15 protein-coding genes are annotated in these 18,045 nt (G+C 67.6%); 5 read left to right on the top strand and 10 right to left on the bottom strand.

From position 1 onward, the window contains the following. Positions 1-5 precede the first annotated feature (5 nt). Positions 6-3,140, bottom strand: coding sequence for a DUF3427 domain-containing protein (locus tag IT355_16985; protein MCC7054970.1), 3,135 nt, complete (start codon positions 3,138-3,140; stop codon positions 6-8). Positions 3,141-3,272: 132 nt separating this feature from the next. Further along, positions 3,273-4,256, bottom strand: coding sequence for a proline iminopeptidase-family hydrolase (locus IT355_16980; GenBank protein ID MCC7054969.1), 984 nt, complete (start codon positions 4,254-4,256; stop codon positions 3,273-3,275). Positions 4,257-4,384: 128 nt separating this feature from the next. On the opposite strand from IT355_16980, the gene IT355_16975 reads away from it, so the two are divergent. Continuing rightward, positions 4,385-5,113, top strand: a complete 729-nt coding sequence (locus IT355_16975) for a hypothetical protein (protein MCC7054968.1) — start codon at positions 4,385-4,387, stop codon at positions 5,111-5,113. Between the two features lie 246 nt (positions 5,114-5,359). Here IT355_16975 and IT355_16970 read toward each other — a convergent pair whose 3' ends face one another. Further along, entirely contained in the window at positions 5,360-7,207 is a 1,848-nt protein-coding gene (locus IT355_16970) for an ABC transporter ATP-binding protein (GenBank protein MCC7054967.1), read from the bottom strand. A 99-nt stretch (positions 7,208-7,306) separates the two neighbouring features. Beyond that, on the bottom strand, positions 7,307-8,245 hold the full coding sequence (locus IT355_16965; protein MCC7054966.1) for a hypothetical protein: 939 nt from the start codon (positions 8,243-8,245) through the stop codon (positions 7,307-7,309). Between the two features lie 613 nt (positions 8,246-8,858). On the opposite strand from IT355_16965, the gene IT355_16960 reads away from it, so the two are divergent. From IT355_16960 to IT355_16950, 3 genes are read left to right on the top strand one after another with little or no spacing between them, the layout of a single operon-like run. Then, complete coding sequence (locus IT355_16960; protein ID MCC7054965.1) at positions 8,859-9,413, top strand: sigma-70 family RNA polymerase sigma factor; 555 nt, start codon at positions 8,859-8,861, stop codon at positions 9,411-9,413. Continuing rightward, positions 9,410-10,363 carry an anti-sigma factor gene (locus IT355_16955; protein ID MCC7054964.1) on the top strand — a complete coding sequence of 318 codons (954 nt, stop codon included), beginning with the start codon at positions 9,410-9,412 and terminating at the stop codon, positions 10,361-10,363. The genes IT355_16960 and IT355_16955 overlap by 4 nt, the downstream gene beginning before the upstream one ends. Positions 10,364-10,366: 3 nt before the next feature. Continuing rightward, on the top strand, positions 10,367-10,765 hold the full coding sequence (locus IT355_16950; GenBank protein MCC7054963.1) for a MaoC family dehydratase: 399 nt from the start codon (positions 10,367-10,369) through the stop codon (positions 10,763-10,765). Between the two features lie 133 nt (positions 10,766-10,898). On the opposite strand, the gene IT355_16945 is transcribed toward IT355_16950, so the two are convergent. Beyond that, positions 10,899-11,336 (bottom strand): hypothetical protein, encoded by a 438-nt coding sequence (locus IT355_16945; protein ID MCC7054962.1) that lies wholly within the window; start codon positions 11,334-11,336, stop codon positions 10,899-10,901. Between the two features lie 389 nt (positions 11,337-11,725). Here IT355_16945 and IT355_16940 point away from each other — a divergent pair, with 389 nt between their 5' ends. Continuing rightward, a complete protein-coding gene (locus tag IT355_16940; GenBank protein ID MCC7054961.1) occupies positions 11,726-13,381 on the top strand; it encodes an amidohydrolase in 1,656 nt (551 codons plus the stop codon). 248 nt (positions 13,382-13,629) lie between these two features. Here the strand turns inward: IT355_16940 and IT355_16935 are convergent, their stop codons facing one another. The 5 genes from IT355_16935 to IT355_16915 all read right to left on the bottom strand — a co-directional run bounded on the left by IT355_16935 (position 13,630) and on the right by IT355_16915 (position 18,039). Beyond that, a complete protein-coding gene (locus IT355_16935; GenBank protein ID MCC7054960.1) occupies positions 13,630-13,989 on the bottom strand; it encodes an Rrf2 family transcriptional regulator in 360 nt (119 codons plus the stop codon). 130 nt (positions 13,990-14,119) lie between these two features. Next, on the bottom strand, positions 14,120-14,956 hold the full coding sequence (locus IT355_16930; GenBank protein MCC7054959.1) for an ABC transporter permease subunit: 837 nt from the start codon (positions 14,954-14,956) through the stop codon (positions 14,120-14,122). Next, positions 14,953-15,726 (bottom strand): ABC transporter ATP-binding protein, encoded by a 774-nt coding sequence (locus tag IT355_16925; protein MCC7054958.1) that lies wholly within the window; start codon positions 15,724-15,726, stop codon positions 14,953-14,955. Before IT355_16925 ends, IT355_16930 begins: the two co-directional genes overlap by 4 nt. After that, positions 15,723-16,967, bottom strand: a complete 1,245-nt coding sequence (gene nosD / locus IT355_16920; GenBank protein ID MCC7054957.1) for a nitrous oxide reductase family maturation protein NosD — start codon at positions 16,965-16,967, stop codon at positions 15,723-15,725. Before nosD ends, IT355_16925 begins: the two co-directional genes overlap by 4 nt. After that, a complete protein-coding gene (locus IT355_16915; protein ID MCC7054956.1) occupies positions 16,957-18,039 on the bottom strand; it encodes a nitrous oxide reductase accessory protein NosL in 1,083 nt (360 codons plus the stop codon). The genes nosD and IT355_16915 overlap by 11 nt, the downstream gene beginning before the upstream one ends. Positions 18,040-18,045: the final 6 nt, after the last annotated feature.

Genomic DNA, 18,045 nt, shown 5'->3' with positions numbered 1-18,045 from the left:
ACGGCCTACACACCGCGGATGGCACAGAAGGCGCGGAAGGCGTGCACGGGGAGCTGCGTATCGAGCGTCCAGACGATGTTCATGGGCTTTTCGCCAGAGACGTCAGCCTCGGACACAAGCCGTGCGGTGCCACAGGAAAAGAAGGCGTGCTCCGGTGTTTCGCGCACGAACAGCAGAAATCGCCAGCCATTCTCCTGACTCTCTAGATAACGCCGCCCGGTCTCGGTTCGCGGGCCAGCGCTGTTCTGCGTCTGCCAATGGAAGCGCGAGACGCTGACGGCATAGTCATGGTACGCGATCCGGTCGTGAAAGCCGTCCGACTTGTCCAAAGTGACGAATAGGAGCTGCAGCTTCGCGTCGGGGAGATTCAGGACTCCCTCACGGACGCTCGGCCTCGACGTCGCGGAATGGTATCCCACGCCAGCGAGAATCTCGCGTCGGCTGTACCTGGCATGGAGCAAGAGGGGGAGGTCCTCGAACCCGGGGATACGAACCGCTCCCACGCGCGACCGTGCGGCGAGAATCTCGGTCAGCTGGCCGAGTTCGTCCAGCACAGCCGTCGAGGAACACAGCGGCACGAGCAACTCCTGGTAGCTACCGGTCGAGGTATGATCGAGCTGATAGGCGAGCATCTGCAGGCGTCGCGCCGAACGAGCAGAGTCAACCTCGTATTCGCCCTTCGACTCGGCGACTCGACCAATCAGCGCGAGGTGCTCCGGATCATCGTTGTGCAACAGCATTCGCAATGCCCTCGAGAGCTTCGCTTCGTCAGCGGGTTCGTCATTCGCGCTGAGCACCCCAGCGTCACGGCGCAACGGAGTCCACCCGGAGCGAGCCGCATCTCGATACACGTCGCGCAATTCGACCTCATACTCATCGAGGAAGCGGCCGAGACGCACTCCGCCGGCGGGCCGAGTCGCGGAGAAGGCCATGAGCTCGCGCTTCAGATTCCTCCACGAGTTTGCAGCGATCCCGCGCAGGCTCGACAGGATCTGCGCTGTTGCCTGTGCCTCGAGGTGGATATGGCAGCCGCTGGGAAGCGTGCTGAATCCCTCTTGGACACCGCGCAGAATGCCTTTCCGCGTGAGCCCGGTGATTGATGCAAGCAGTCGATCAAAGCGGAACTCGGCGCGATGCCGACCGACGAAATCGAGGACCAAACAACTCGCCTTTCCGTCGCTTAACCGAAGTCCGCGCCCGAGCTGCTGCTGGAACACCAGCGGGCTCTGCGTTGGGCGCAGGAAAAGCAGAGTATCAACACAGGGGATGTCGATGCCTTCATTGTACAGATCGACCGTAACGATGCCGCAAATCTCGCCACGCTCCAGCCGGCCTGGCGCTAAGGCGCGCTCCTCGTCACTGGAATCGCCACTCAACATCACGACCGGCAAGCCAGCGCGCTTTAGGTAGTCGGTCATGAATCGCGCGTGCTCCAATGAGTTGCAGAAGATCAAAGCTCGACTGCCGGCAGCGTTGCCACTGAGACGCTCCCATTCATTGACGATCATCCGTGCTCGGACCTGATTTCCGGTCACCAGTCCGTCGATTGCCTGCTTCTGGCCGTCCTGCCCCCAAGGCACGTTCGAGAAGTCTGTCTGGTCATTGCAGCCGAAGTACTCAAATGGCGCCAGCAGCTGAAGATCCAGCGCGTGCCAGAGGCGGAGTTCTGCTGCAGGTGAGCCATCAGGCCGCATGTGAAAGAACGGCGCCAACGGCTCTCCGTCAGATCGCTCCGGCGTCGCGGTCAGGCCAAGGAACACAGTTGGCCGGATCGCCTGTGCAAATTGCTCAAACTGCTTGGCGGCCAACCGATGACATTCGTCGACAACGACCGTGTGCCAGTTGCCGGTGCCGAATCGCCGTACGATGTCCTGCGCAGATACGCTTTGGATCGTCGCGAACAAGTGATCATACTGCGCTGGCGAGCTACCGGCCGCGAGCAAATCGCCGAACCCGCCGTCGCGCAGCACCGCGCGATAGGTCGCCATCGCTTGTGCCAGAATCTCCTGACGATGTGAGACGAACAGCAACCGCGGCCGTGAACCCATCTGTGCGACGGAGCGACGGTAATCAAGCGCTGCCATCACCGTCTTGCCTGTGCCCGTCGCGGCCACGAGCAAGTTCTTTGTGCGCCCGTGGTCGCGCTCGTACTGTAGCTGCTGCAGCATATCTGCTTGGTACGGCTTCGCTGTGATATCGAAGAAGAAAGTCGAAGCCGCACCACTGCCTACCGCTTCCCTCTTTAGCGCCTGGCGCAGCGCCTCGGTGGCCTGGGGAATATCAGGATGGTACGGGGAGAACTCGTCGTCCTCCCAGAGCGTCTCGAAGTGCGCCGCGGCCCGCTTGAACAGGAAGTCCTGGCCGCGTTCCGTGAGCTTGACGGTCCACTCGAGCCCGCCCAGCAAGGCAGCGCCGGATAGGTTTGCACTCCCCACATACGCGGTGCCAAACCCGGTTTTCCGTTTGAACATCCAAGCCTTGGCGTGCAAACGTGTGCGGCGACCGTCGAGCGACACTCGCACTTCGCACCCGTTCAATCGCGCCAGCGTGTCGAGCGCTCGTTGCTCCGTCGCACCTGTGTAAGTGGTCGTGAGCACTCGAATGCTAGTTCGACCCCTCCCTGTGGCGTCCGCAGCCGTCACACGCTGCAGAACGTCCATCAACTTGCGAACTCCGGATACCGTGATGAAGCTCACGAGGATGTCGATGGAATCGCAGGACGCGGCTTCGCGCCGAATCTCCTCGTACAGCGTCGGCGACCCCTTCGATGCCGTGAAGAGCCACGGCACAGCAAGGCCGGTCTCTGGCAGCACGGCACCAATATTGGCGTCCCCGACAGCCCGAAGCCTCTTCAGCGGCGGCGGCGGCAAGCCGGGAACGCCGTCTGCAGATCGACTATATCGCTGGATGACCTTGAGTATTTCAGAGATCAAGGCGGCATTCGACTCGACCTGCTCGGACAGCGACCCGGGTAAGGATTCGAGCGAGTCCGCGAGCGTTCGGCCGACGAGATCGACCAGGTGAAGAATCGAGTCTGACCGCGAGAGTGTATCGACCGCAACAGACGGCGTCTCACCGGCAATGCGCTGCTTGAGCTCAGTGGTCAGAAGCTGGTCGTACAATCCACGGGGGAGAGTCATCGGGACGTCCGTTGTTCTGGCATGTGTCGGTTCGGCCACACGGAGAATTGGAGTAGTGCAAGTACGCAGCTGACGGGAGAGGCTCCCCGCCAGAATGCCGTTTTCGACCCCCGCCCAGCGCAGGCGCCAGCTTCAGCGCTCGTGCGCCGCGATGAACGTGCGAACAGCGGCGAGGTAGTCAGCCCGCGCATCATACATCGTCATATGCCCCGCCCCCTTCAGCTCCACGTACTCACTCCCCGGCACCATCCTCTGGAAATCCCGCGCCGCCGCCGGTGACGTCTCGTCATGCTCGCCCGCAATCCACAGCACGGGCTGCGTCAGCTCCTTCAGCCGCGGCGTCCCGTCATAGTCCTTGAACGACCCCACCACCGTGAACTCCGTCGGCCCGTTCATCGTGTTGTATACCTGCGTGCCGAGGTACTTGAACGTGCTCTCCACATCGGCCGGCATCGGCTTGGTCCGGATCACGTGGCGGTCGTAGAACACCTGGCTCGCGGCCATGTAGTCCGGCGCGGTGGTCGTCCCAGCCTTCTCGTTCCTCCGGATCGCCTGGATCAATGAGTCGGGGAGCATCGCGATCATGCTGTCCACATCGTGCCGGAACCGCACGATGCTGATCGCCGGGCCGGACATGATCACGCTCTTCACGCCCGTCGGCTTCGTGAGCAGGTACTCGAACGCCAGCAACGTCCCCCAGCTGTGGCCGAGGAGGTGGACTTCCTTGTAGCCGAGCGCGGTGCGCACCGCCTGCACTTCCCGCACGAAGCGCGGGATGGTCCAGAGGGTCGTGTCGTTCGGATGGTCGCTGCGCCCGCACCCGAGCTGGTCGAAGAAGATCACCGGCCGGTCGCTCGCCAGCTCGGCCAGCGGCGACAGGTAGTAGCTCGGCATCCCGGGGCCGCCGTGCAGCGTAAGCAGCGGTATGCCCGGCTTGTCGGCGCCGACGACGCGGTACCAGACTTTGCCGCCGGGGACCTGGATGAAGCCCTCGACGGCGGAGTCCTTCGTCGCGACCGTGGTCGAGTCCTGCTTCGCGCCGGGGGCGTCAGCCTTGGGGGCGCAGGCGGCGAGGGTGGCAGCGGTGAGGAGGGCACAGCAGGTGATGCGGCGCATGGGCGGGGCTCCGTGATCGTGTGGGTGAGCGCCCCTGGAACCGACTCCGGCACCTGACGCCAATCCGGAAGTTACACCGCCGCCATCCGCAGCTCATGCACACGTCATCCAGGCCACACGGGGAGATCATGTCCCGGCGCCATGATGCACTCACCACCCACACCGGAGGCGTCACCATGCGCGCGATCCTGCGAGTCGCTGTCCTCCTCAACGCCCTCTCCACACTCGCCGGCTGCGACAGCCCACCGTCGTTCCCGCGTTCCTCGCCCACCGTTGTCTTCCGCACCGACACCACCGCGACCGCCTACTTCGACACGCCGCGCAACTGGGGCGACACGGTCTGGCTCGAGTACCTCACCGACATCTTGCGCGCGATGCACGAGCCGCCGCTCCGCCACGCGACCATCGACTCGGAGACGACTGTCCTGCGCTTCCTGTGGAGCCGCGCGTTCCACCCGAGTGTCGCGGTCCAGGTCACGCGCGCACCGGCGGGCTGCAGGGTCGTCACGACCGTGCGCGAGAATGACGGCTGGACCATCCCGACCCTCGACTCCGGTGCGAGCCGACTCGTCCGCGGCCGGATGCTCCGCCACGATACCGTCACTGTCGATCGCAGCACCTGCGACGACCTGGCCGCCAGGCTCGCGGGGCTCGGGCTCACCTCGACAGGCCCGTACATCACGAGCCGCGGCTGTGACGGCGCGGACTGGACCTTCGAGCGCCTCGACGCACGCGGGCATGCCCTGCTCGTGCGCTGGTCCCCGGACTCAGCCGACGCGCCAGCCATCTGGAACGCCGGCATGGCGTTCCTCTCCGCAGCGAACGCTCGACCGACATCGCCGCGAGAGATGTACTGAGCGCCTCTGGCTCTTGCCGCGCTCGCGGCATCGCCAACAGGGCTCACGCGGAGACGCGGAGGGATCTTTCCCCTCATGCCGAAATCCACACCAGACGAGAAGGAAAGGGCTTGAGGAACTGCGGTGCGAGCGCGCTGTTCCGTCAGCACTCTCAACCCTCGCGACGCGCACCAGACTCCCCCCGCGCGTCGAACCCTCCGCTGCTCCGCGTCTCCGCGTGAGAACCTTTGACGATGCCGCGAACCGCTACGACGCCCGCGCCCCCGACTCCACTGTCACCGCCGACGGATCCTCCCCCGGATTGATGAACCGGTCCGACTCGATCCGGTGCTGCCGCTCATAGAGCTCGCGATACCGCCCGTTCATCGCCAGCAGCTGCGCGTGCGTGCCACGCTCCACGATCTCCCCCTGCTCCAGCACCAGGATCTGGTCGGCCGACGTGATGGTCGACAGCCGATGCGCGATCACGAACGTCGTCCGCCCCGACCGCAGGCGCCGCAGCCCCTCCTGGATCAGCTGCTCGCTCTCCGAGTCCAGCGCCGACGTCGCCTCGTCGAGGATCAGGATGCGCGGATCGGCCAGGATCGCGCGCGCGATCGCCACCCGCTGGCGCTGACCGCCGCTCAGCTTCACACCACGCTCACCGACGATGGTGTCGAAGCCGTCGGGGAAGCGGCTCACGAACTCGTCGACGTACGCGATCTTCGCCACCTCCTCCACGCTCTCCGCGCTCGCTCCCGGACGGGTGAAGGCGATGTTCTCGCGCACCGTGCCGTCGAAGAGGAAGTTGTCCTGCAGCACCACGCCCAGGTGGCGGCGATACTCGTGCAGCTTGAGCTCACCCAGCGGCGTGCCGTCGATGCGGATCTGCCCCGCACTCGGCCCCGCGAACGCCATCACCAGGCTGATCATCGTGCTCTTGCCGCCGCCGCTGCTGCCCACCAGCGCCGTGGTCGTGCCGGCCGGCGCGTCGAAACTGACGCCCTTCAGCACCGGCACGCCGGGCTCGTACTCGAACGTCACGTCCTCGAACTGCACATGCCCCTGCACCGTCGGCACCGAACGCTTGCTCGCGTCGAGCTGGTCCTCGGTCGCCATGTCGCGCAGCTCGCGGATGCGATCCAGGCCGGCCAGCGCCTCGGTGAGCTGCGTGCCGATGCTGGCGATGCTCACCACCGGCAGCGTCACGAGGCCGATGAAGAAGACGTACTGGATCAGCGAGCCAAGCGTCATGCGGCCGTTCAGCACGTCGCCACCGCCGATCATCATCAGCAGCACACCGAGCGCACCGACGATCGCCACACTCAGCGCCGTGGTGGCCGACGTACCGGTGATGGTGGCGGCGATGTTCCTGAACAGCTTGTCCACGCCCACCGCGAACACCTTCTGCTCGCGCTCCTCGGCCGTGTACACCTTCACGATGCGGATCCCACCGATGGTCTCGGTCAGGCGCCCCGTGACGTCGGCCTGGATCACGCTGCGCTCGCGGAAGATCGGGCGCAGCTTCTTGAATGCGATCGACATGCCGACGCCGAAGATCGCGAGGAAGACGACCGTGGCCGACGTGAGCTTCCAGTTCAGGACGAACAGCCACACGATCGCGATGCCCGCCGTGAGGAACCCGCCGAGGAGCTGGATCAGCCCCGTGCCGACGAGGTTGCGGATGCCCTCGGGGTCGTTCATCACGCGGCTCACCAGCACGCCGCTCTTGGTGCTGTCGAAGTAACGCACCGGCAGGCGGATCAGGTGCGCCTGCACCTCCTCGCGCAGCTTCGCGATGGCCTGCTGCGCCGCCACGCTCACCACCTGCGACAGCGCGAACGAGGTGATGGCCTGCACGACCGTCGCCGCGAACGCCGCCGCCGCCAGCTTCGGCAGGAGGTCGTGGTTCTGCTTCCCCAGCACCTCGTCGATGAAGTACTTGGTGCTGGCCGGGAGCACGAACCCAGCCAGCCGGCTCACGAGCATCAGCACGATGCCGATCCCGACCGACTTCCGGTACGTCCAGATCAGCCCCCGGGCCTCGGCCCAGGCACGCTTGGAGTCGAACTTCGGCTTCTTGCTCTTCTCGTCCTTCGTCGCTGGGGTCGCCATCCGCCAAAACTACTCAGTCCGGAGGGCCGGCTGACTCCTGTCTCTTCGGGCAGGCCGTCAGAGCAAAAGCTTGACGCAAAGGCGCCATGCCTTTGCTGTTCAGCTCGCTGGCGCTGACCGAAGCTTGGCGAAGAGCGCCGACAGAGGCGCTTCCTGGAGGACGGTGCGGACGGGGCCGGAGGGCAGTGTCTTCCATCGGATCAACCGAAGCATGCCATCCTGGATCTCCATCCCGGTGATGTCGCCGTCGGCGAACTTGCAGCACCCGGTGTTGAAGTACGCCGGCTTGCTCCCGGGCTCGTGCTGCTGCTCCTTCGTGCGGCCGGCCCACACCGGGCGATGGGTGTGGCCGACGATCAGCATCATCTTCTCCTGCTGCTCGGCCCAGTTGTACATGATCAGGTCGTGTTCCCCACGCAGCGAGTCGTCCTGCGACGGCAGGTCGACGCCGCCGAACCACGCCACGCCGAATCGGTTCTGCATGAAGCGATAGAACTGCAGCGCCCATCGCGAGAAGAACTTGAACCGGTCGGAGCCGAGCGTGCCCTGGTGGCCGTGCGTCATGAAGAGCGTGCCGATCTTCCGCTCGCCGTCACGCACGCTGATGCGCACACCCTCGAACACGCGCCGCAGCCGGCGCCCGGGGGCATAGAGGCGCAGGTCGAGCGCCACCAGCAGCTCCTCCATCCAGCGATCGTCGTGGTTCCCCCAGACGCGCACGTACCGGTCCGCCCCGAACGCGGCCTCGGCCTCGAGCACCTCTCGGTAGGCGGCAATCACCTCGCGGATGTCGTTCTCCCAAAGCTCCTCCACATCGCCAAGCAGCACGAGCCGGAACTGGTTCGCGTCGTAGTGGCGGAGCGCGGAGAGGTAGGTCGCGCGGCAATGCCGGAACTCGTCGGCACCGTCGCCCGCGCCCTTGTGCTGGTCCGAGAAGATGATCCACGGCTCGTGCTGCCGCACGTCGAGTGCGGTGCGCCAGGTGAAGAACCCCGAGATCGCCTTGTCCAGGCCCTTCATCACCGCACGTTCGTTCATCGTCGTCCTGTTCGGGTCAGCGGACGAGCATAGTGCGGTGCACGGGGTGCGGAAAGCGGTTTGCGCACGGGGACGGGTAGTGGTGTTGCTCGGGCCTTGCGGGCTCGCGCGCGGGGGCGGGCGCTGGAGTGCTCGGGCCTTGCGGGTTCGCGCACGGGGACGGGCGCTGGTGGCGCTCAAGGCTTGCCGGTTCCCACGGAGCCACGGCGAACACGGAGGCCACGGAGAACAACTTGTGGGGAACTGCTCGAGCGAGGCAGCGATCGTGTCGCGCGAGCAGTTCCCAAGAACCGCTGTTGCTGTCCTCCGTGGCCTCCGTGCTCGCCGTGGCTCCGTGGGAACCAGCGAACCATGCCAAGCCACCAGCGCACCGAGCCCCCCGCACCGAACCAGCGCACCGAACCAGCGCACCGAGTCCGCGCACGGGCGGCCCCGCCCGGGAAACGGCTGCTCCCCTCCCTCGTCTTCCATGGTATCTTGCGGCGTTCCTCCGCGGTCCGCCGATACCGGCGAGATCCGTTTCGCGACCCCTCTCGTAACCTTCATGCCAGAGTTCGATTCGACAGCAGCATCCCTCGGCGTCGGCCGGAGCCGGCGTGTAGAGGATCCTGCGATGGACGCGACGATCGTCGAGCGGATGGCGAGGGGGGAGGAGGCCGCACTGGCGGCGCTCTACGACCGGTGGTGCGACAGCGTGAACGCGCTCGTCGTCAACATCGTGCGCGACGAAAGCGAGGCCGAGGAAGTGGTGGAATCGGTGTTCTGGCAGGCGTGGCAGCAGGCCACACGCTGGTCCCCTGAGCGGGGGGCGCCCGGGGCGTGGCTGCTCTCGATCGCCCGCAGCCGGTCGCTGGACCGGCTTCGCGTGATGCGGCGTCGGCGGGACGACCAGATGGCGGATCCGGCGATCTTCGAGGCCGCCCCCGCCGTCGGCGACCCGCTGTCGGACCTGGACCAGTCGGACCGCGCCAGTCGCGTGGGCACCGCGCTCAAGGGACTGCCGCCGGAGCAGCGCGAGGCGCTCGAACTCGCCTACTTCGAGGGACTCAGCCAGACCGAAATCGCCGAGCGCCTGTCGCTCCCGCTGGGCACCGTGAAGACCCGTGTACGTCTCGCACTCCGCAAGATGCGCGACCGACTTGAAGCGCTGCGCGAGGGACAGTCATGAGCACCCCCAACGAGCAGGACGAAGCATTCGTGATGCTGCCCGACCTCGCCCTCGGCAACCTGCCGAAGGCCGAGGCCGAGCGCCTGATGGCGATCGTCAGGACCTCGCCGAAGCTGCAGGCCGAGCTGGCCTCGCTGCGCGGCACGGTGGATGTGCTCGGCTATGCCGTGCCCAAGGCGCAGCTCTCGTACGAGCGTCGCACCGGCATCCGCTCGCGCCTCATGTCGCGCGCGGCGGCCGACGCGAACCTGCGCATCCACGACGAGACCGGCGAGCGCGCCGCGGTGCCGACGCCGATGTCCTCGCCGGCGATCCGCGAGAGCCGCGGCACCCCGCTGGCGACGCCCGCGCTGTCCCTCGATCGCCAGGCCGGCGGTGACACCGCACGGCCGACGCGGTCCACGCCCGTCGTCGCACAGAAGGTCATGCCGAAGTGGGTGCCGATGCTGCTCGCCGCCGCCGGCATCGCCGTCGTCGCGTCGGTCTGGAAGGCGGGCAGCGCCGTGGCCGACCTGAATGCGGCGCAGAAGGCGTACGCCGCCGCCACCGCCGAGGCCTCGCGCCTCGGTGCCACGCTGGCCGTGCGCGACAGCATGATCGCGTCGCTCACCGGGCCCAAGGTCACCGTCGTCGAGATGGTCTCCACCGCCAAGCTGCCGCCGGGCGCCCGCATGTTCTGGGACCGCATCGAGAACCGCTGGACGCTGGTGACGCACGACCTGCCGAAGGCCTCGGAAGGACATGTCTACCAACTCTGGCTGGTCACGGCGAAGTCGGAGAAGATCAGCGCCGGCACCTTCAACACCGATGCCAGCGGCAACACCGTCTTCCAGGCGACCTACGCACTCGCCGGCCCTGACCTCGCCGCCATCGCCATCACCGAGGAACCCGAGGGCGGGTCGCCGCAGCCGACCGGCGGGATCCTCATCGCCGGCACCCCGACCAGGTAGCACGTGGAGCGCTTCGTGGTGGGCCAGTCGGCACAGCTCGAACGCACCCTCGCGGAGGCCGACGTGGTGGCGTTCGCGGCGGTCACCGGTGACCACAACCCCGTGCACCTCGACGAGGCGGCGGCGGCCAGCTCACCGTTCGGCGGCCGCATCGTCCACGGCATGCTCACGGCGAGCCTCTTCTCGACGCTGCTCGCCACCGAGCTCCCCGGTCCCGGGGTGATCTACCTCTCGCAGACGCTGAACTTCCTGCGCCCCGTCCGGCTCGGCGACACCGTCGTGGCCCGGGTGGAGATCACCGCCATCGATGCCGCCCGCCGGCGCATCACGCTCTCGACGACCGTGCTCAACGCACGCGGGAAGCCGGTCGTGAGCGGTGAGGCCGTCGTCCAGCGGCCCTGAGGTCGGTTCGGCTCGATGAGCGACAGTCTTGACGCGACGGGCGCAAAGGGGTGCCGAAAGGGCGCAAAGATCACTCTGCGCCCTTGCTGCTCATCCCGTGCGGCCTTCGCGTCCGAGCGGCGGCAGTAGCAGATCAGGCAGGCGCGATGAGCTGCTCGACGGCCGTCTGGATGGCCGCCAGCGCGGCCGCGTTCTTGAGAGCGGAGAAGCCGATGCGCAGCTTCTCGTCGGGCAGCAGCGGCTCGCGCATGTGCGCGTTGAGGGTGCTGGTCAGCTTTTCGCGCTGCTCGGGAGGGATCGTCTTGAGCGCCTTCGGCACCAGCTCCAGCCGCGGCACGTCCTGCCGCCGGGGCGACGCCGTCCAGACGATCATCTTCGATCCCACGCGCTCGAAGGCGATCGTACCGGGGGTGTCCTCCTCCTCGCGGAACTTGAGGAGCGTCGGGTGCTTCGCACTCCAGGCGATCAGCGCATCGAGCACCGCCACCAGTCTCGGCTGCTCGACGGCGTGGGTGTCACGGGCAATCGCCTTCACGAACTGGTCGCGGGCGGCAGGCAGCGTACGGGACATCGGCTTCTCCTCGTCGGTGCGGGGCACTCGACGGGCGCACACCGGCGGCACCCTGGAGTCACTACGCTCAGGGAAGCTAACAGGCGGTACGCCTTTCGACCTGTATTCCTGAGATCTGGCTCTCACTAACAGCTGTCCCGTTCACGCGTACACTTCAGGTGCGGGCCGACGACGGCCTGTCGCGCCTGTGGAGGGGCGGCCCCCCAACCGGACCGATCAAGATCCCCGTCCCCTTGAACTCGAGATCCCCGTCCCCTTGAACGCCAACCGGTTCAAGATCCCCGTCCCCTTGAACTCGAGATCCCCGTCCCCTTGAACGCCAACCGGTTCAAGATCCCCGTCCCCTTGAGCGCGCCGCACCGCACGCCCACCCACCCCCGAGACGCCTGATGCCGCGTATTCGTGCTGCCCTCCTCTGCACCACCACGCTCCTCCTCGCCGCCAGCCCCCAGCGGCTGCGCGCGCAGGATCCCGAGATCGCACCGGCGCCGTCCGCGCCACGCGCACCGCTCGATCCGCGCATCGAGCGACTCAAGGCCGAAGCCGCCACCAAGGTCGAGGCCCGGGCGAAGCTGATCCAGGAGATCATCGACCAGGTCTACTCGTACGGGGAACTCGGGATGCAGGAATTCGAGACCTCCCGCTACCTCACCGGCATCCTCGAGCGCAACGGCTTCACCGTCACCCGCAACGTGGCCGGCATGCCCACGGGCTGGGTCGCCCGCTGGGGCAACGGCAAGCCGGTCATCTCGCTCGGCTCCGACATCGACGGCATCCCGCAGTCCAACCAGGCACCCGCCACCGCGTTCCGTCAGTGGCAGGTGCCGGGCGCACCGGGGCACGGGGAGGGCCACAACTCCGGCCAGGCCGTGAACATCGCCGCCGCGCTGGTGGTGAAGGAAATCATGATGCGCGAGCGGATGCCCGGCACGCTGGTGCTCTGGCCCGGCGTGGCCGAGGAGGCCGTCGCGGGCAAGGCCCACTTCGTCCGTGCCGGTGTGTTCAAGGACGTGGATGTCACCCTCTTCACGCACGTCGGCAACGACCTCGGCGTGACCTGGGGCCAGTCGTCGTCGCTCGCGATCGTGTCGGCGGAGTTCCGCTTCAAGGGCCAGTCGGCGCACGCGGCCGGTGCCCCGTGGCGCGGCAAGAGCGCGCTCGATGCGGTGATGCTGATGGCGCAGGGCTGGGAGTTCCACCGCGAGCACATGGAGCCGGGCCAGCGCAGCCACTACGTGATCAAGGACGGCGGCGACCAGCCCAACGTCGTGCCCAGCACGGCGTCGATCTGGTTCTACTTCCGTGAACGGGACTACCAGCACGTGCAGGACATGTTCGAGGCCGGCAAGCGCATCGCCCGCGGTGCCGCCATGATGACCGAGGCCACGCTCGACACCGTCATCATCCTCGGCTCGGCCTGGCCCGGCCACTTCAGCAAGCCCGTCGCCGAGGCGATGCACGCGAACATCGAGACCGTCGGCCTCCCGAAGTGGGATGAGAACGACCAGGCGCTGGCCAAGGGGCTGCAGCGCGAGCTCGGCGTGGCGCAGAACGGCCTCGTCACGCAGGTGCGCCCGCTGCAGGGGCCCGCGCGCAGCCTGGTGGCCTTCGGCGGCGGCAGCGACGACATCGGTGACGTGAGCTGGAACGTGCCGACCATCACGCTGCGCTACCCGTCGAACATTCCCGGCACGCCGGGCCACAACTGGGCCAACGGCATCGCCATGGCCACGCCGATCGCACACAAGGGCGCGGTGGCCGGCGCCAAGGTGCAGGCCATGACGCTGATCGACCTGCTCACGCAGCCGAAGATCGTTGCCGACGCCTGGGAGTACTTCAACAACGTCCAGACCAAGGACACCAAGTACGTGTCGTTCCTCGGCCCGAACGACGGCCCGCCGACCTGGCTGAACGCCGACATCATGGCGCGCTACCGGCCGGAGATGAAGAAGCTGTACTACGACGCGACGAAGTTCCGGACGTACCTCGAGCAGCTCGGAATCGCGTACCCGACCGTGAAGCCGCCTACGAATCCGGTGCCTTGAGGTCGGTGGTCGTGGAAGGTCGATGACATTCCTCACGCGGAGACGCGGAGGGGCGGAGGGATCGGTGCTGGCGGCACTTATCTGAACCGCGCATGGGAAAAGAGCTGTAGGAACTGCGCGATCGTACACGCAGTTCCTACAGCTCTTTCGTTTGCGTACAGCATTGAACGACGCAGTGCTGTAGTTCCCTCCGCGACTCCGCGTGAGACATGCGAACGATGCCGACAACTGCGCAGACGCCCGAGCGGTCAGGCCGCGACGTCCGCCACAGTGGTTCCCCGCAGGTACTCGTCCCGAGCCCTTCCGAGCTCTCGCCAGCCTCGATGCGCCGCGCACGGCACGGAGTCCTGGCAGCGCGCGCGGCCGAGGATGCAGGTGCGCGTGGAGCCCGGCGGCTCGAACGGCGCGACGACTTCCGCGAGCCGGATCTGCGCGGCTGCCCGGGCGAGCCGGAATCCACCCGTGCGCCCGCGTGTCGATTCCAGCAGGCCCGCGCGCGTGAGCTGATTCAGGATCTTGGACCGGTAGTTCGCCGGCACCCGCACCTTCCCTTCCATCGCGATCGCCGACACCAGCGCCGCAGGCGGTTGCTGCGCGAGGTAGGCCATGATGCGGAGCGCGTATTCAGAGGTCTGGGAAAGCACGAGCGGTCCGGGGAATGCGGTCAGGGGCAATGAATCTTCCAGTGTACGTCGGGACCGGCCCGCTCCGATAGCGGCAGTTGCCCGACGCCCGGATTCAGAAGTCCCGACGCTCGAACGCCCTGGCACCGAGCCACCATGGTACCACGATCCACGCGCCGAGCGCGGCCAGTGCGATCCCGACGCCGGCCGTCGAACCGAAGGCCGCACGGAACACGGCGCCCGTGTACCCCATGAGCGCGGCCACGTCGAGCCGCAGCAGCAGGATCGTCCGCGCGAGGTCGATGGGATTCAGCGCCATCGCCGCCAGCATGCCGCGCTCGATGGGCCAGTCGCGGAACGCCGTGGCGATCATGAGGATGAGTCCATCGTACAGGACACCAAGCCCGAGCCAGGCGAGGATCGCCACCCCCAGACCGCGCGCGCGGTCACGCACCAGCACCGTGATCACGAACGCGAGCGCCGTGAACACGCCCACCAGCAGCACGCTCACCGCCAGCAGCAGCACCAGCACCGGCAGCGTGGCAGGATCCAGCGCACGCTCGACGAGGAACGGCAGTGCCAGTCCCGCGGCGGTTGCACCCATCAGCGGCACGGTCAGGCCGAGGTACAGCCCCACGTACAGCGACCGCCGCGGGATCGGCTGCGCGAGCAGCAACTCGGTGAACTCGCGCGCCCCGTACAGCGACGCCGATCCGAGGATCAGTGCAATCAGCGGCACCAGCAGCAGCACGACATTCAGCAGCGAGACGAGCGCCGACGGACCGTCTCCGGCCAGGCGCAGCAGCAGGTCGCCGGCCACCGCCAGGACGACGGCGTAGGCGATCACCCAGCGCTTGCGCAGCACGTCGCGCGACTGGTGGACGGCGATGATGCGCGCCAGCGCGGCGGTGCCTGGCACCCGCGGCACCGCGACGACTGGGACGACGCTCATGGCCGCACCTCCCGCACCATGTGCAGGCGGGACTCACCGACCGAGAGCGCGGCGGTCGGGATCTCCTCCAGTGGCGACTGCATCAGCGTCGTGAGCGCCTCGTCGAGCGTGGTCGCGCCGGCCCGGCGCAGCAACTCGGCCACGGGACCCGCGAAGCGGATGATGCCGTCGAGCAGGAACGCCACGTCGTCGGCCAGTATCGCCAGCTCTGCAACGACATGGGTGGTGAGGAGGACCGTGGTGCCGGCGTCACGCGCCGACATCACCGCCGCCTTGAACACGGACGCCGCCAGCGGATCGAGGCCTGCCGTGGGCTCGTCGAGGATGAGCAGCGAGGGACGGTACCGGAACGCGATCACGGCCGAGAGCTTCTGGCGCGTACCTCCCGAGAGCGTGCGCACCGGCTTGTCGAGCTGGCCCGCCACCTGGAAGTGCTCGAGGAGCGTGCCGTCCGGCACCACCTCGGGGCGCAGCGCATCGAGCATGGCCAGTACCTCGTGCCCGGTGAGGTTGTCGGGGAAGCTGGGCAGCTGTGGCATGTAGCCGATGCCGGCGCGCGCGGCAGGGAGCCGCACGTCGCGACCGTCCGGCAGGGTGATGCTCCCGCTGTCGGGGCGTGTGAGCCCCAGGATGCAGCGGATGAGGGTGCTCTTGCCGGCGGCATTCGGCCCCACGATCGCCGTCACGCGTCCCGGTGTGAGCGCGAGGCTCACGCCACGCAGCACCGGCAGGGTGCCGAACTGCTTGTGGACGTCGGCCAGCCGGATCATGCCTGCCTCCGCATCGCCGGCGCCCTGTCCACCACACTGGCCGGGGTCAGCACCGGCAGCACCCGCTCGGCCAGGTCCAGCAGGTCCAGCAGGAACGACCGCAGCAGCACCAGCGCGGGAGGGTTGTTCTCCACGATCAGCGCGAAGAAGCGCACCGGGTGGTGCGGCACGTCGCCCGTGCCGTCCCGGTCCAGGTCGTAGCCGCGGTAGTTGTCCCAGTAGTTGTCGTGCATGCGGGTGCTGTTGCGGTCACCCACCGCCACCACGTCGAAGGCGTTGCCGGTGAAGTCGTTGTGTGCGACGGTGTTGTCGTCGGCGCTGGCCATCAGCCGCAGGGCCCAGCCGTTTCGCTCCATGCGGTTGCCGGTGACCTGGTTGCGATTCGCATCCTCGAGGTGCAGCCCCACCGAGTTGGACCGGAACGTGTTGCGCTCGATGCGCGAGTCGGAGATGGACTTGAGCAGCAGCCCGTAGGAGGCGCTCCCGCGCGAGTCGGCGAACAGGTTGTCGCTGATCTCCACATGGTTCGTGTACATCACCGCGATGCCGGCCGCGTTGCGCTCGAAGCGGTTGTGCAGGTAGCGGCAGCTGTCCGAGAACATGAAGTGCAGCCCGTAGCGGCTGTTCTCGCGGCTGGTGTTGTCCCTCGCCACGCCGCCGTGCGTGAACTCGAAGTAGATGCCGTCGCGATGGTGCTCGATGGTGTTGCGTGTGAGCTGCACGTCGCGCGAGTACCAGAGGTGGATACCGTTACCCGCGTCCATCTCGCCGCCGGAGGTGCCACTGACGACGTTGTCGCGCACGTCGCAGCGCGTGACCCGCGCCAGGTAGATGCCGAAGAAGGCCTGCTCGACACGGTTGCCGACGATGCGGCAGTCCGTCGCGTCCACGACCCGCAGGGCGGCGCGGTCGTCGATGCCGCTGACGCCGGTGTGGCGGAAGGTGATGCCCTCCACCGTCACGTGCGCGGCGCGCACGATCACCAGCGCGCGCTGCCCTTCACCGTCCAGCACCGTGCCCGGCTCGCCCAGCAGCGTCACGGGTCGCGTGACCTGCACGGTGGGCTCACGATAGGTGCCGCGCCGCAGCAGCAGCGTGTCGTGCGGCAGCGCTGCCGCGAGGGCACGCGCGATCGGTGCGCCCGGGCCGGCGCGCACCTCGATGCGCCGCGCCTGGGCCGGCGCGGCCGCGAGCAGTGCCGCACCGAGCAGCACGCCGCTGCGCCGCAGGTCAATGGGCATGCGCGTGACCGGCCGGCGTGGCGCTGTCACCGGTGGTCGATGCGCGCACGATGGCGGCCCAGTCGCTGGCCTGCCCACCGTACCGCTGCACGGCCACGTCCGCCGGCACCGACGGGGCGAGCGCCAGCAGCGAGCGCCCCATCGGTGACCCGATCGTGGCGCCGCGGACGAAGCGCGCTGTGGCCGCCGGCAGCCAGGTGCCCGGGTGCTCGAAGTCGCTCACCCACACCTCGCGCACCGTCGCGCTGTCGGAGGCGGACACGTAGCCCGCCAGGCATTCGATCGCATCGAACACCTGCACCTTCCCGGTCCGGGTGATCACCTCGCCGCCGAAGCGGGGGTCGGTGATCATCATGCGGCACTGCGCACACTCGTCGGTGCCCGTCACCAGCGGCCGCGGGCCAGGCCGGGTGCAGGACATGAGCAGCAGCGACGTGACCACCATCGCGGCCGTGGTGACCAGCGTCGGGCGGCGCGGCGCCGCTGCGGGCGCACCCGGACGCCGCGCCAGGAGCACGTGCAGCAGCACCAGGCCGAACACCGCGCCGGCGACGATCAGCATCCAGCCGCCGGTGTCGGGATACGAGTTGGCCACGAAGTTCAGGATCTGCTTCGAGCCGAAGAGCGGTGGCTGGTACGTGAGCCCGGGAATGCGGATGGCGGCGTCGGGGTTCAGGTTGTGGCCGTAGTCGTACTCCCACTTCCAGAAGTCGTAGACGCCAACGGCCAGCGTCGAGAGCACGACCGTGGCCCAGCCGATGTAGACACCGCGCGTACCCCGCCACGCCACCAGCAGCCCGGTGAGCACGATGGCACCGGCGATCCATGGCATCACGCGCAGTTCCGGGATCGCATCGGGTTCGATGCGGTGCATCCCGATGTAGTGATTGAGTCCGTTGATGTTGTCGAGGTCATGCTCGTTCACGCCGGTCACGCCGTTCACGTGGATCAGCATCCCGATTCCCTCGGGGTACTGCGGCGCCTCGAGCGTCACACGCCACAGCGGGAACACGAACACGCCAAGGACGGCCAGGGCGGCGAGGGCAACGAGCCAGCGGGAGATGCGGGGCATCAGGAC

This window comes from Gemmatimonadaceae bacterium (assembly GCA_020851035.1).
Classification (GTDB): domain Bacteria; phylum Gemmatimonadota; class Gemmatimonadetes; order Gemmatimonadales; family Gemmatimonadaceae; genus JACMLX01.
Note: the sequence above shows the minus strand (reverse complement) of the source record. Positions and strands in the feature narration are given on the sequence as shown.

Excerpts from the sequence above, each read along its gene's own strand:
- IT355_16980 (MCC7054969.1), bottom strand. The coding sequence starts at position 4,256 with ATGCGCCGCATCACCTGCTGTGCCCTCCTCACCGCTGCCACCCTCGCC.
- IT355_16945 (MCC7054962.1), bottom strand. The coding sequence starts at position 11,336 with ATGTCCCGTACGCTGCCTGCCGCCCGCGACCAGTTCGTGAAGGCGATT.
- IT355_16970 (MCC7054967.1), bottom strand. The coding sequence starts at position 7,207 with ATGGCGACCCCAGCGACGAAGGACGAGAAGAGCAAGAAGCCGAAGTTC.
- IT355_16935 (MCC7054960.1), bottom strand. The coding sequence starts at position 13,989 with ATGGCCTACCTCGCGCAGCAACCGCCTGCGGCGCTGGTGTCGGCGATC.
- IT355_16940 (MCC7054961.1), top strand. The coding sequence starts at position 11,726 with ATGCCGCGTATTCGTGCTGCCCTCCTCTGCACCACCACGCTCCTCCTC.
- IT355_16960 (MCC7054965.1), top strand. The coding sequence starts at position 8,859 with ATGGACGCGACGATCGTCGAGCGGATGGCGAGGGGGGAGGAGGCCGCA.
- IT355_16985 (MCC7054970.1), bottom strand. The coding sequence starts at position 3,140 with ATGACTCTCCCCCGTGGATTGTACGACCAGCTTCTGACCACTGAGCTC.
- nosD (MCC7054957.1), bottom strand. The coding sequence starts at position 16,967 with ATGCCCATTGACCTGCGGCGCAGCGGCGTGCTGCTCGGTGCGGCACTG.
- IT355_16925 (MCC7054958.1), bottom strand. The coding sequence starts at position 15,726 with ATGATCCGGCTGGCCGACGTCCACAAGCAGTTCGGCACCCTGCCGGTG.
- IT355_16965 (MCC7054966.1), bottom strand. The coding sequence starts at position 8,245 with ATGAACGAACGTGCGGTGATGAAGGGCCTGGACAAGGCGATCTCGGGG.
- IT355_16975 (MCC7054968.1), top strand. The coding sequence starts at position 4,385 with ATGTCCCGGCGCCATGATGCACTCACCACCCACACCGGAGGCGTCACC.
- IT355_16930 (MCC7054959.1), bottom strand. The coding sequence starts at position 14,956 with ATGAGCGTCGTCCCAGTCGTCGCGGTGCCGCGGGTGCCAGGCACCGCC.
- IT355_16915 (MCC7054956.1), bottom strand. The coding sequence starts at position 18,039 with ATGCCCCGCATCTCCCGCTGGCTCGTTGCCCTCGCCGCCCTGGCCGTC.
- IT355_16955 (MCC7054964.1), top strand. The coding sequence starts at position 9,410 with ATGAGCACCCCCAACGAGCAGGACGAAGCATTCGTGATGCTGCCCGAC.